This window comes from Pedobacter sp. KLB.chiD (assembly GCF_047040275.1).
Classification (GTDB): domain Bacteria; phylum Bacteroidota; class Bacteroidia; order Sphingobacteriales; family Sphingobacteriaceae; genus Pedobacter.
Genome location: NZ_CP178207.1, coordinates 5,159,796 through 5,174,320 on the forward strand (window position 1 = coordinate 5,159,796; position 14,525 = coordinate 5,174,320).

Below are 14,525 nucleotides of genomic sequence, written 5' to 3' on the forward strand. Positions count from 1 at the left end.
GAACGTTCCCGAAAAAAGGCTTAAAAATGGCTTAGTGTAATAATTACACTTTAAATTTAAATTTGACATTTTTAAGTTGCTGTTAATCAGTTTTTTAATAAAATAACAATTGTTTAATGTGATTTTTTAACCGTACAAAAAAGCTGATTTTCAGGTCGGTTTTTTTTCGCAAATGCTATCCCGAAATATATTTTTTAAATAAATTTTGAAATCTCATGAACAGCTGTAAATTAGGCCTATGTGTAAATCACTATAATATTTAACCAAATTTTTATACTTAAACGAGCTTCAAATATGAGAGTATTTTACCTGTTAAAACAGGGGCTTTTGGTGCTGTTGGTTTTTTCAGCATTGATGGTAAAAGCACAAACCGGATCGGTATCTGGAAAGGTGCTTGATGAAAGTGGCCTGCCATTGCCCGGTGCCTCTGTAATTGTTAAAGGTACAACCAGAAGTACATCAACCGATGTTGATGGTAATTTTAAACTTGCCGGTTTATCTAATGGGCAGATAACGTTATCTGCAAGTTTTATCGGTTATCAAACACTCGATAAAACGGTAAACGTTTCGGCAAATGTGACCGTTAGTTTTCAATTGGTACCCGATGCCCAAAAACTGAATGAAGTGGTGGTAATCGGTTATGGTACCGCTGAAAAGAAAAACCTGACGGGTTCAATCACAACCGTAAATTCGAAGGATTTTCAAAAAGGTACCATCACTACGCCTGAGCAATTGATTCAGGGTAAGGTAGCTGGTGTAAACATCGTTTCGGGTGGTGGTGCACCAGGTGGCGGTAGTACCATCCGTATTCGTGGTGGTGCCTCGCTCAATGCCAGTAATGATCCTTTGATCGTGGTAGATGGTGTTCCTTTTAGCGGTAACAGCATTGGTAACGCACCAAGTCCGCTGTCATTGATCAACCCTAATGATATTGAAACCTTTACGGTTTTGAAAGATGCTAACGCTACAGCTATTTACGGTTCAAGGGCATCTAATGGGGTAATCCTGATCACCACTAAAAAAGGGATATCAGGAGAACCTGTAATTAATTTCAGTACCAATAATTCCATTGCGAGCGTTGCCAAAAAAGTAAATGTGCTAACTGGCGATCAGGTTCGGGCTTTTGTAAATGCAAATGGTAACACTGCGCAAAAAGCATTATTGGGTACAGCCAATACCGATTGGCAGAATGAAATTTATCAGAACGCATTCTCCACCGATAATAATTTAAGTATTGCAGGGGCTTTGAAAGGAGTGCCTTACCGTGTATCAGCAGGTTATCTTGATCAGGACGGCGTGGTGATCACCAGTAAACTGAAAAGGGCCACAGGTGCCATATCTGTAGCGCCTAAATTTTTTACCGATCACCTGAAAGCCGAACTGAACCTGAAAGGTTCCCTGAGCCAATCGCAATATCCAAATGATGGTGCCATAGGGGCTGCAATTCAGTTTGATCCTACGCAACCCGTTTACGCAAACAATAACTATGGTGGCTATTTCGAATGGTTAAGCGCTACTGGCGTGCCTAACCCTAATGCACCACGTAATCCGGTAGCCCTGATCAGACAACAAGATAACCGGGGAAATGCTGCAAGAAGTTTTGGTAACCTCAAATTGGATTATTCTTTCCACTTTTTACCTGAATTGCATGCTGTGGTAAATGTGGGTTATGATTACTCAAAAGGTTACGGACGCACCATTGTGCCTATCTACGCCGCCCAGAGTGCATCAACAAGCGGATCGTATTCAAACAGGTTAAATACCGAGATGAATAAGTTTTCAGAAGCATACTTAAGTTATGCTAAAACCATTGAAAGCATTAAAAGCAGGTTTGACATAACTGCCGGTTATGGTTATTATGACGATGCGGTTACCAATTACAACTTCTCCACCTATAAAGGTACAGGCGAATTGTTAACCACACCTGTTTTCCCTTTTTCAGTTGAGCAGAACAAATTGCTTTCTTACTACGGACGTTTCAATTATACGTTGAACGAGAAATATATTTTATCAGGTACCATGAGGGCCGATGCTTCCTCTAAATTTGCCCAGAATAACCGTTGGGGTTATTTCCCATCGGTAGGTTTTACCTGGAGGATTATCGGAGAGAATTTCTTGAAAAACAGCGAAACCTTATCTGACCTGAAATTACGCTTAAGTTATGGTGAAACGGGTAACAAAGATGGTATCGGCAACTACGATTACCTTTCTAAATACTACGCCAGCACAAACAATGGACAATACCAGGTTGGTAATAATTTTTACAACTATTACAGTCCGGCGGGTTACGATCCCGACCTGAAATGGGAAACCACAACTACTTACAATGCCGGTTTGGATTATGGTTTTATAAAAGGAAGGTTATACGGAAGCATTGATGTTTATTATAAAAAAACTAAAGATCTGTTAAGTACTGTAACCATTCCGGTAGGAACCAACTTTACCAATGTATTAACCACCAATGTGGGTAATATGGATGTAAGGGGTGCTGAAGTAAGCTTAAATTATGTGGCCATTAAAACAGCCAATACCAATTGGGAACTGGGAATCAATGCTGCATACAACAAAAGAGAGGTGACCAACCTGACCTTAAATCCTAATTCAGGTTTCAAAATTGATGCGGGTGATATTACCGGAGGTACTGGTATCCACCTTAAATACAATGCGGTTAACCAGTTACCAGGTTCATTCTATGTGTACAAACAGGTATACAATGCCGATGGTAAGCCGTTAGAAGGTGTTTATCAGGATCTGAACGGCGATGGCAGCATTTCTGCCGCAGACCAGTATTTTTATAAATCACCTGATCCTAAAGTAATCCTTGGTTTCAACACCTCGTTTACCTATAAAAAATGGACAGCAAGCACCGTGTTAAGGGCCAATATCGGTAACTATGTTTACGACAATATTTCGTCAAACTTTGGTATCAGAAATAACGTGTTGAGTACTCAGGGAATTCTGAATAACTCTACCTCAGATTTATATGTAACCAACTTCTCAGGAAGTTCTGGCGTACAGTACCTGAGCGACTATTTTATCAAAAATGCTTCTTTCCTGAAAATGGATAACCTGGGTTTATCCTATAATGTTGGTAAACTGTCGAAAACCGGGAATGCAAACATGCGCATCTCCGCAAACTGCCAGAACGTGTTTGTGGTTTCCAAATACAAGGGTATAGATCCAGAACTGGTTTCGGGTATCGATTATAACCTTTACCCTCGTCCACGTACCTATACTTTGGGCTTAAATGTTGGTTTCTAATACTGAATAAAGAAATAGAGAAAATGAAAAATTCATTTAAAACAATATTAGCATTGGGTTTCCTGGCCATCAGTTTAAATGCTTGTAAAAAAGAAGATTTAAATCTGAGGCCTACCAATGATGTAACTGCCGAGAATGTTTATGCAACGCCTGCAGGTTACAAAAACAGCTTGGTAAAACTATACGCAACATATGCACTTACCAGTCCATCAGGATCAGATAATAGTGATGTTGGCGGTTTAAACGCAGGTTTTGCCGATTTTTTGAGGTTATTCTGGACTTCACAGGAACTGGTAACCGATGAGGCCATCTGTGCCTGGGGCGATGTGGGTATTCCGGAACTGGATTACGGTACACCAAGTCCGGATAACCAGTTTTTGCGCGGACTGTATTCGAGGAGTATTCTGCAGATCACTTTCTGCAACGAGTTTCTTCGTGAAAGTACCCCTGAGAAATTAGCCAGCAGAAATATCACCGGGGCCGATGCCACTGCAATTAATCGTTACCGTGCCGAGGCCCGTTTCTTACGTGCCTATCAATACTGGGTGCTGATGGATGCTTTCGGAAACCCTCCGTTTATTACCGAAGATGATGCCATTGGTAAGGTAAACCCCAAACAGATCCAAAGGGCCGCTTTATTTACCTATGTAGAATCGGAATTAAAAGCCATTGAAGGCGACTTGGCCGATGCGCGCACCAATGAATATGGACGTGCCGATAAGGGGGCTGACTGGGCTTTACTCGCAAGGTTATATCTAAATGCTCAGGTGTATACCGGAACTGCAAAATATACCGAGGCCATTACCTACTCAAGCAAGGTGATTAATGCCGGCTATAGCTTAAAAGCAAACTACATGGACTTGTTTAAAGCAGATAATGAATTGAACAATACCGAAAATATCCTAACTATCAATTACGATGGTATTAACGGTACGAATTATGGTGGTACAACATTTTTGATCAATGCGGCTATCAATGGTGATATGAACCCAACGTCTTATGGCGTGCCAAATGGCGGCTGGGGTGGTAACAGGACCAGGCAAAACCTTCCTGCACTTTTTCCTGATGCCAATGGAAACCAGGATAAACGCGGTGTATTTTTCGGTACAAAAAGAAACGTTGATGCTGTAGGTGAGTTTACAGATGGTTTGCGCGTAACTAAATTCAAAAATGTAACATCTACAGGTGCAATGGGCCGATCACTGAATGGAACTTTCAGCTCCCTTGATTTTGCCTTATTCCGTTTGGCCGAACAATACTTAATTTATGGCGAAGCAGTAGCCCGCGGAGGTTCTGGAGGCAGTGCTGCACAGGCATTAACTTATGTAAATCTTTTGCGTCAGCGTGCCTATGGCAATACCAGTGGAAATGTATCGGTAGCAGCGCTGACGGTTGATTTTTATCTTGACGAGCGTGCCCGTGAATTATATTGGGAAGGTCATCGCCGTACCGACCTGGTCCGCTATGGGAAATTTACAGGCTCCGCTTATTTGTGGCCTTTTAAAGGGGGTGTACAGGCTGGAGCATCGTTACCCGCTTATCGTAATTTGTATCCGCTTCCTTTAGCAGATCTGATTGCAAACCCGAATTTGATTCAAAACACAGGTTATTAATCTTAATTTTTTAATAAGAGATGAAATCAATATTATTCAAATCCCTCGCAGTTGGCCTTATGGCGATCTCGCTCTGGTCATGTAAAAAAGACGAAACGCAGACCGTTTCAACTATTAGCCCTGCAGGAACGCTAACCACATCAGCAACCACGCTTAACCTGGTACAATCTAATGCCTCGCAAGTGGCATTTACCTTAAGCTACCCACTTGCTACTTCAACCGGATACGTGGTGCCGGTAAACACCAGCTTACAGTTTGGTTTAAAAGGCACTAATTTTTCTCCGGTTAGAGAAGTGACCGTAACTACCAAAACCTATGCTCCAACCGTTACTGAGGTAAACAATATGATCTTGGCGCTGGGGGGCAAGGTAGGAACTGCAGCACAGATTGAAGTGAGACTAAAATCGGGTGCGGCAGCAAACGATCTAACTTATTCAAACGTGATCACGTTAACAGCCACACCTTATCTTGCTTCGGCATGGGTGTATGTTCCTGGGGCATACCAGGGGTGGAATCCGTCAACTGCCGATAGTTTGATCTCCGTTTCAAGTAATGGCATTTATACCGGAATGATTGCGTTTACACCGGGCAACCTCGAATTTAAAGTTACCCCGGCAAAAAAATGGGATGTAGCTTATGGTGATGCCGGAGGAGGTAAAATCAGCAGCAGTGCAGGCGATAACCTTAAATCACCTGATGCAGTAGTCAAACAGGTAACTGTTGATCTGAATGCAGGTACTTATACCATCGGTGTTCCGAAAGAATGGTCGATTATTGGCGACGCAACCGCAGGTGGCTGGGGCAATGATACCGATATGAAAGTAACCAATGATGGTAAAGCTAATTTATATACCATTAAAACCACTTTAACTACCGGAGCTTTCAAATTCAGGTTTGCGCATGATTGGACTACAAACCTTGGTGGTAGCTTAAGCACCCTTACAAACGGAGGTGATAATATTGCAGTTACCACTGCTGGAACCTACACCATCACGTTAGACGTGGCTGCTAAAAAAGCCACTATGGTTAAAAACTAATTTTTTATACATACCGCCCTGCAGCATTTATTGTTGTAGGGCATTTTTAAGTTTTAGCATGATCATAATCCATACCCTTAAAAAATTTCCGTTGCTATTTAATGCTCATACTAACACTTTTTTCAATAAAGTAAGCGGCACCATTGTGCTTTTACTTATCCTTTCTTTTAATAGCCTTTATGCGCAAAAACTTGAGCGTATCGAACCAATGTTCTGGTTTACCGGGATGCATAATCCTAAACTACAATTGCTGGTACACGGCGAAAATATTGCTTCAAGCACGGTTTCTTTAACTTATCCGGGGGTAAAGCTCCTAAAGGTAAACAAAGTCGAAAACCCGAATTATTTATTTCTCGATTTAACAATTGCCGCTGCCGCAAAACCTGGAAATTTCCCGATTAATTTTTCAGTAAATGGCAAAAAGATATTTAGTTACACCTACGAATTAAAAACACGAGATAAAAGTGGAGACAGGATTCAAGGGGTAACACATAAAGATTTTATTTATCTGCTGATGCCCGATCGTTTTTCGAATGGCGATAAAAGCAACGATGTGGTTCAGGGTTTAACTGAAACGACATTAAACCGCGATAGCATGTACTATCGCCATGGTGGCGATATCCAGGGCGTCATTAACCACCTTGATTACCTAAAAGATTTAGGCGTAACTGCTGTTTGGATGACACCGGAGGTAGAAAACGATATGCCACAGGCTTCTTACCATGGTTATGCCGTAACTGATCATTATAAAATAGATCCGCGTTACGGAACAAATGCACTTTACAAAAAATATGTAGAGATTGCTCATGCCAAAGGATTAAAGGTAATTAAAGACGTTGTACACAACCACATTGGCACTCATCATTGGTTTTATAAAGATTTACCCATGAAAAGCTGGCTAAACCAATGGCCAAAATATACGCAAACCAGCTATCGCGATCAAACCGTGATGGATATTTATGCTTCTGCTGCCGATCGCAAACAGATGCTCGATGGCTGGTTTGTACCTACAATGCCCGATTTAAACCAACGTAATCCATATGTGCAGAATTATCTTACGCAAAACCACATCTGGTGGATTGAATATGCGGGTATAGACGGTTTACGTTTGGATACATACGGATATAACGATCCGGTTTACATGGCCGATTGGGCTTTAAAAGTCCAGGCAGAATTCCCGCATCTTTCTGTTTTTGGCGAAACATTGGTGACCGCTGTAGCGAACCAAGCCTTTTTTACAGGTGGCAATACCGTTAATCGCGGTTTTGATACCCATTTGCAAGGTATTACAGATGCTACTTTAAAAGATGCCATTTATGAAGGAATAAATGGCAAAAATGGTTGGGTTGACGGCATTAACCGTTTATATGCTACCCTGGCACACGATTTTCTGTATAAAAATCCAAATACCAACTGCATCTTTTTAGATAACCACGATATGAGCCGCTTTTATTCGATGGTTGGCGAAGATTTCGACAAATACAAGATGGGCATGAGTATCCTGTTAACCATGCGTGGCATTCCGCAGATGTATTATGGGACAGAGATCCTGATGAAAAATTTTTCCAATCCGGATGGTTTGATCCGTTCTGATTTTCCCGGAGGCTGGGAGGGTGATAAAAAAGATAAGTTCGTCGCTGACGGACGTACCAAAAAAGAAAATGAGGCTTTCGATTTTGTTAAAACGCTGGCTAACTTTCGTAAAAATAGTCCGGCTTTACAAACAGGCAAATTGATGCAGTTTGTACCTCAGGATGATATTTATGTTTATTTCCGATACACTACAGAACCAAAAGGCACTGTGATGGTTATTGTAAACAATACAGAAAAAGAAAAAACATTAGGTACAGATCGTTTTGCCGAGAGAACAGCCGGGATTACAGCAGCAAAAAATGTGGTTACCGGCGAAAATATCGAATTTAAAAACATTAAAGTTCCAGCTAAGACTACGCTGGTTCTTGAATTAAGGTAGAAAGTAAGAGGTATAGAGTGATATCTTGATACTCAATGCTAATTACAGGATACTAAAAAATATAACAAAGATGCAAAATTATAATCATTCAGAACCTTCCGCCGTTCACCCTTCACCTCCCGCCACAATAAAGGCTTGTCTATTTGATTTAGACGGTGTATTGGTAGATACTGCGGTTTACCACTACAAAGCCTGGAAACGATTGGCTAATACGTTGGGTTTCGACTTTACAGAAGAGCAGAATGAACAGTTAAAAGGTGTGAGTAGGGTAGAAAGTTTGAACAAGATTCTGGCTTGGGGTGCTGTAGAAAAAACCGACGTAGAAAAAGAAGAGCTTGCTGCCTTAAAAAACGGCTGGTATGTAGATATGATTACTAAAATGACACCCGCAGAAGTTTTGCCCGGAACAGTCGATTTCTTAACGGCGATTCACAAAGCTGGTTATAAACTCGCTTTGGGTTCTGCGAGCAAAAATTCGGGGATTATTTTAGAAAAAACAGATCTTGCCCATTTCTTCGATGAAATCGTCGATGGAAATATGGTCACTAAATCAAAACCCGATCCGGAGGTATTTTTAAAGGGGGCAGAACTCTTAGGCTTCGCACCCGAAGAATGTGTGGTTTTTGAAGATGCTGTTGCAGGGGTAGAAGCAGCAAAAAGAGGAGGAATGAAAGCCATCGGGATCGGTGAAAAAAGTGTGCTTGCCCAGGCTGATCTGGTAGTAAGCGGATTGGATAAATTAACAGTTAAAGACTTAGAAGCGTTGTAAAGGAGTAGCAGGTACTGAGTACAAGTATCAAGTTTTAAAAATTTATCTTGATACCTGATACTTATTACTTGATACAGGTTACGCTACTTGATACGAAATATGAAAAACTACATTAAAGCAGACGAGTGGAATATTATCGAAGAAGGCTTTGATCCACATCTAAATAAAATTTCGGAAAGTATTTTCAGTTTGGGGAACGGCCGTATGGGCCAACGCGCCAATTTTGAGGAAACTTATACCGGGGAATCCCTGCTCGGAAATTACGTTGCAGGTGTATATTACCCTGATAAAACCCGAGTGGGGTGGTGGAAAAACGGTTACCCTGAATATTTTGCCAAAGTTTTAAATGCAGCAAACTGGGTAGGTATTGAAGTAAAAATCGATGATGAAATTCTTGATCTGGCAACAGCTGAGGTAAGTGATTTTAAACGCGTATTGAACATGCATGCCGGTTACCTGGAACGTACTTTCATCGCCAAGCTAAAAAGCGGTAAAATGCTGAAGGTTAAATCAACACGCTTTTGTAGTATTGCTGATGATGAAGTTGGTGCCATCCGTTATAGCGTTACGCCATTAAATTTTGATGGCAGGTTAACTTTGATGCCTTTTATTGATGGTGATGTCAAAAATCAGGATAGCAACTATGATGAAAAATTCTGGGATAAAGTATCAGATGAAATCACGGGTACTGAAACTTATATCAAACTGAGAACCAAGAAAACTGAATTTGAAGTTTGCACCGGGAGTAACGTCGAACTGTATAAGAATGCAGAAAAGTTGACGATCAGTCCGGAGCCTGTGCGTAAAGAGAAATTCGTAGGACAGACTTTTTCTGTAAATGTTAAAGCAAACGAAGAGGTTACCCTGGTTAAAATTGCCGCAAATTTATCTTCAGAAAATTATCCTAAAGAATCACTTTTAAAAGAAACAAAATCGGTAATAGCCAAAGCAACTGCGAAGGGATTTGATACTTTATTAAAAGAACAAAGTAACGCATGGGCAACAAAGTGGGAAGAGAGTGATATCATTATCGAAGGCGATGTTTCCGCACAACAGGCGATCCGTTTTAATATTTTCCAGCTTTTTCAAACCTACACCGGTAAAGATGACCGCTTGAATATTGGTCCGAAGGGCTTTACAGGTGAAAAATATGGTGGCTCTACTTATTGGGATACAGAGGCCTATTGTGTGCCTTTTTATCTGGCAACTGCTCCGCAGGAAGTAAGTAAAAACCTGTTGGTATACCGCCATAAACAGTTGGGCAAAGCCATTGAAAATGCAGCTAAATTAGGTTTTAAAAATGGCGCTGCCTTATATCCGATGGTAACCATGAACGGTGAGGAATGTCATAATGAATGGGAGATTACTTTCGAAGAAATCCACCGTAACGGAGCCATCGCTTTTGCTATTTTTAATTATATCCGTTACACTGGTGATGAAAGTTATCTTTCCGATTATGGTTTAGAAGTATTGATCGCTATTGCCCGTTTCTGGAAACAGCGCGTAAACTGGAGCAATGATAAACAACAATATGTGATGCTTGGCGTAACCGGTCCAAATGAATACGAAAACAACGTGAATAATAACTGGTACACCAATATTTTGGCTACATGGTGTATGAAATATGCAACCGAAGCAGCCGGAATTGTGAAAGCACAGCAGCCTGGGAAATATGAAAGCCTGTTAAAAAGCTTGAATTTTGATCAAAAGGAATTTGCGGATTGGGCTGGTATCATCGAGAAAATGTACTATCCAAAAGATGAAAAACTGGGTATCTTCCTGCAACAGGACGGATATTTAGATAAAGAACAAACTTTGGTGAAGGATCTTCCGGCCAGCGAACGTCCGATTAATCAAAAATGGAGTTGGGACAGGATTTTACGTTCGTGTTTTATTAAACAGGCTGATGTTTTACAGGGATTGTATTTCTTTGAGGAAGATTATGATTTAGCAACCATCAGAAGCAACTTTGATTTTTATGAACCCCGCACGGTGCATGAAAGTTCATTATCGCCCTGCGTACACAGCATTTTAGCAGCGAAATTAAATGACGAGGCACGAGCCTACGAATTCTATCTGCGTACTGCACGTTTAGATCTGGATGATTATAATAACGACACCGAAGATGGGCTTCACATCACTTCGATGGCAGGAACCTGGATGAGTGTGGTAGAAGGTTTTGCTGGTATGCGCGTGCGTGATGGTAAATTATATTTTAATCCTTTCTTGCCGGGCAAATGGAAATCTTTTTCGTTCACCATCGGTTTCAGGGGAGCTACCTTAAAGGTAAATATTACCGAGAACAGTATCAATATCAAAAACAATGCTGGTATTGATCTGGAAATTGGCATCAGAAACCAGCTTTATCAACTGGCCGGAAATACAGAGATTGAAGTAAATAATGCTGCTTTGGTATGAGAAAGGAAAGGGATATGAAGATGGAGAGCAGAGGGCTGAAATTTAAAACTTTATCTGATAGAAGATGTTATTCTGCTCAAAGCTTATTCGTGTTTAAAAGCAATAAAGGGTGCTTATTTACACTTTTATTGACTTTCATCGTACTCCCTATATCATCCTTTGCACAAAAACAGCATACAAAAATGAATGATAAACAGATCATTATATATCAGCTACTGCCCCGTTTGTTCGGGAATAAAAATACCACGAATATCCCTTACGGAACCATTGAACAAAATGGTTCCGGTAAGTTTAACGACATTACCGATAAAGCATTAGACGGGATAAAAGAACTTCATGTAAACTATATTTGGTATACCGGGGTATTGGCCCATGCGAGTTTAACCGATTACAGTGCCTACGGAATCAAGCCTGACGATGCTGACGTGGTAAAAGGAAGGGCGGGTTCGCCTTATGCCATCCGTGATTACTACGATGTAGATCCCGATCTGGCTGTTGATGTCAGAAACAGGATGAAAGAGTTTGAAGCACTGGTGAAAAGAACACACGCTAAAAACTTAAAAGTGCTGATCGATTTTATACCCAATCATGTGGCCAGAAGTTACCATTCTGGCGCAAAGCCAAAAAATGTTGTGGATTTTGGTTCCCAGGATGATGTGTCAAAAGCTTTTAGCGCTAAAAATGATTTTTATTATATTCCGGGTCAGGCTTTAGTGGTCCCGACAAGCGGACAAAAAACACCACTTTCGGTACTTCAGGATGGCAAGTTTGCGGAGGACCCGGCAAAAGCAACTGGTAATAACGTATTTTCAGCACAGCCCAAATACGACGATTGGTACGAAACGATTAAGTTAAATTATGGTATAGATTATCAGAACGGTGAAAAACAATACTTTGATCCCATTCCACCTGTTTGGTTAAAAATGCGTGATATTTTAATCTTTTGGACCCGTAAGGGCGTAGATGGTTTTAGGTGCGATATGGCCGAAATGGTACCCATAGCTTTTTGGAACTGGGTAATCCCTCAGGTTAAAAGAGTAAACCCCGGTTTAATTTTTATCGGAGAGGCCTATAATCCAAAAGTTTACAAACAATACCTGGATGAAGGTAAATTCGATTACCTCTACGATAAAGTAGGTTTATATGATGGCCTCAAAAAATTAATCAGAAATGAACCAACTGCAGATGTAACTGCGATTAGAAACGTGTGGCAGGTAGAAAGTGCTGGTTTTGGCAAACACATGTTACGCTTTTTAGAAAATCACGATGAAGAACGCATCGCATCAGCAGGATTTGCAGGTAAAGCTGAACTGGCTTTACCTGCAATGGTTGTTTCGGCCGCATTGGGCGAAGGTCCGGTGATGCTTTATTTTGGTCAGGAAGTAGGCGAACCTGGAAAAGGACAGGAAGGTTTTGGTGGAGATGATAACCGAACAACCATTTTCGATTATTGGGGCGTTCCGAACCATCAGAAATGGATGAACGGAGGTTTGTTTGACGGTCATAAACTAAGTGCTGCACAACAGAATTTAAGGGCTTATTACAAGCAATTGTTAAAGGTGACCTCATCAAGTGATGCCATAGCTAATGGTAAAATTTACGAAGTACCCCTTACCGGGAACATGAACAAACGCATGTATGCCTTTATCCGTTACTCGGGCAGGCAGCGTTTATTGGTCGTGGCCAATTTTGATCGAAACCAAACGTTAACCGCCAACATTGAAATTCCAGAAGAAGTGTTAAAGATTAAAAGTTCAGTGCCGGTTACCGACCTATTAACAGATAAAAAACTGAATATCCCCGCGGGAACAAATATTCCCGTAAACCTGGCACCAGTGAGTGCACAGGTAATAGAATTTTAAGACAATTAACCACAGCGCTCACAAAGTAGAATCACAGAGCAACACAAAGAATAATTATACCCCGTCGTATAACTCGGTGCCCTCTTTGGTGAAAATGACGCACTAGTGAGCACAGAATTTATTAATGCAATAGAAAATAACGCTGGGCGCCCTGCGCTAAGCGTATAAACTAAACAAAATGAGCTTGAAAACAATATTCGAAAACCCAAAACTTACACTCGCTCAGATTATCAACATGAGCGTCGGGTTTTTCGGGATCCAGTTTGGTTGGGATTTGCAACGGGCCAATATGGGGCGTATTTACGAAAACCTGGGGGCCAATCCGGATCAGGTTCCGCTATTGTTTTTGGCAGCTCCATTAACTGGTTTATTGGTACAGCCGATAATAGGTTACCTGAGCGATCGTACCTGGCATCCAACATGGGGCAGAAGAAGACCTTATTTTATGCTGGGAGCCATCGTAAGTAGTATTGCCTTAATTTTCATGCCTCATAGTAGTGTGCTGTGGATGGCAGCTGGTTTACTCTGGATTTTAGATGTTTTTGGAAATATTGCCATGGAACCTTTTCGTGCTTTTGTGACAGATAAATTGCCCGATAGCCAGGTTAACCGGGGTTTTATTATGCAAAGCATGATGATCGGTTTAGGCGGCAGTGTGGCCTCGGCCTTGCCGTGGATCATGAACAATATATTTCACTTAACCAATACTGCCGAACAGGGAAATATTCCGGAAAACGTAAAATTTTCTTTTTACATTGGTGCTTTTTTCTTCTTTGCTGCAGTATTATGGACCGTTTTAACCACTAAAGAATATCCGCCTCAGGATATAGATTTCAAAGAAAAAATTAAAGAAAGCAATAAAGGCTTTGGTGGTGGCGCAATGGAAATCTTTTACGCACTAAGGAATATGCCAAAAAGGATGCAGATTGTATCACTGGTTCAGTTTTTTACCTGGCCAGGGCTGTTTTTAATGTGGTTTTATTATACCACAGCTGTTGCCGTAAATGTTTTTGGGGGAAAAGATGCTGCTGATCCGGTTTATGCACATGGAGCCGATTTTGGCAGTTTAACACTTGCTTATTATAGTGTGATCACTTTCCTGTTTGCACTGGTATTACCAAAAATTGCCGACGCACTGGGCCGTAAAACTACACATGCCCTTTGTTTAATCTGTGGGGCCATAGGCTTAATCAGCGTAGCCTGGGTACACGATAAAAACATGCTGTATTTATGTATGACGGGTGTTGGGATTGCCTGGGCAAGTATCCTTTCTATGCCATATGCCATGTTAAGCGGTTCGTTGCCAAAAGATAAAATTGGTATTTATATGGGCATTTTCAACTTTTTTATTGTACTGCCCGAAATTATTGCATCATTGGGCTTTGGCTGGCTGATGCGTAATGTACTCAATAACGATAGGCTTTTAGCAGTACAATTGGGTGGCGGACTGATGATTTTGGCCGCCCTGATTTGTTATGTATTTATTCGCGAACCTAAGAAAACAAATGAAGTTTTAGCTTCAAAGCTTGGATTAGAAGAAAATAGATCAGTATAAAACACTAACCCGTGGACTGTGTCCTCACAGATTACCGG

8 protein-coding genes are annotated in these 14,525 nt (G+C 41.0%); all 8 read left to right on the forward strand.

What is annotated here, in order from left to right; translation table 11 throughout:
• The first annotated feature begins 294 nt into the window (after nt 1-294).
• Nucleotides 295-3,261, forward strand: a complete 2,967-nt coding sequence (locus ACK1I8_RS21385) for a SusC/RagA family TonB-linked outer membrane protein (protein WP_412467277.1) — start codon at nt 295-297, stop codon at nt 3,259-3,261.
• A 23-nt stretch (nt 3,262-3,284) separates the two neighbouring features.
• Nucleotides 3,285-4,874, forward strand: a complete 1,590-nt coding sequence (locus ACK1I8_RS21390) for a RagB/SusD family nutrient uptake outer membrane protein (protein WP_412467278.1) — start codon at nt 3,285-3,287, stop codon at nt 4,872-4,874.
• A 20-nt stretch (nt 4,875-4,894) separates the two neighbouring features.
• A complete protein-coding gene (locus tag ACK1I8_RS21395) occupies nt 4,895-5,911 on the forward strand; it encodes a SusE domain-containing protein (RefSeq protein ID WP_412467279.1) in 1,017 nt (338 codons plus the stop codon).
• Nucleotides 5,912-5,969: 58 nt separating this feature from the next.
• Entirely contained in the window at nt 5,970-7,883 is a 1,914-nt protein-coding gene (locus tag ACK1I8_RS21400; protein ID WP_412467280.1) for a glycoside hydrolase family 13 protein, read from the forward strand.
• Nucleotides 7,884-7,953: 70 nt separating this feature from the next.
• Nucleotides 7,954-8,652 carry a beta-phosphoglucomutase gene (gene pgmB, locus ACK1I8_RS21405; RefSeq protein WP_412467281.1) on the forward strand — a complete coding sequence of 233 codons (699 nt, stop codon included), beginning with the start codon at nt 7,954-7,956 and terminating at the stop codon, nt 8,650-8,652.
• A 99-nt stretch (nt 8,653-8,751) separates the two neighbouring features.
• Complete coding sequence (locus ACK1I8_RS21410) at nt 8,752-11,070, forward strand: glycoside hydrolase family 65 protein (protein WP_412467282.1); 2,319 nt, start codon at nt 8,752-8,754, stop codon at nt 11,068-11,070.
• A 182-nt stretch (nt 11,071-11,252) separates the two neighbouring features.
• On the forward strand, nt 11,253-12,932 hold the full coding sequence (locus ACK1I8_RS21415; RefSeq protein WP_412467283.1) for an alpha-amylase family protein: 1,680 nt from the start codon (nt 11,253-11,255) through the stop codon (nt 12,930-12,932).
• Nucleotides 12,933-13,110: 178 nt separating this feature from the next.
• Nucleotides 13,111-14,487 carry an MFS transporter gene (locus ACK1I8_RS21420; RefSeq protein ID WP_412467284.1) on the forward strand — a complete coding sequence of 459 codons (1,377 nt, stop codon included), beginning with the start codon at nt 13,111-13,113 and terminating at the stop codon, nt 14,485-14,487.
• Nucleotides 14,488-14,525: the final 38 nt, after the last annotated feature.

What these genes read in the sequence shown, in the direction of transcription:
- ACK1I8_RS21400 (WP_412467280.1), top strand. Translation starts at nt 5,970, where the DNA reads ATGATCATAATCCATACCCTTAAAAAATTTCCGTTGCTATTTAATGCT.
- pgmB (WP_412467281.1), top strand. Translation starts at nt 7,954, where the DNA reads ATGCAAAATTATAATCATTCAGAACCTTCCGCCGTTCACCCTTCACCT.
- ACK1I8_RS21390 (WP_412467278.1), top strand. Translation starts at nt 3,285, where the DNA reads ATGAAAAATTCATTTAAAACAATATTAGCATTGGGTTTCCTGGCCATC.
- ACK1I8_RS21420 (WP_412467284.1), top strand. Translation starts at nt 13,111, where the DNA reads ATGAGCTTGAAAACAATATTCGAAAACCCAAAACTTACACTCGCTCAG.
- ACK1I8_RS21385 (WP_412467277.1), top strand. Translation starts at nt 295, where the DNA reads ATGAGAGTATTTTACCTGTTAAAACAGGGGCTTTTGGTGCTGTTGGTT.
- ACK1I8_RS21410 (WP_412467282.1), top strand. Translation starts at nt 8,752, where the DNA reads ATGAAAAACTACATTAAAGCAGACGAGTGGAATATTATCGAAGAAGGC.
- ACK1I8_RS21395 (WP_412467279.1), top strand. Translation starts at nt 4,895, where the DNA reads ATGAAATCAATATTATTCAAATCCCTCGCAGTTGGCCTTATGGCGATC.
- ACK1I8_RS21415 (WP_412467283.1), top strand. Translation starts at nt 11,253, where the DNA reads ATGAATGATAAACAGATCATTATATATCAGCTACTGCCCCGTTTGTTC.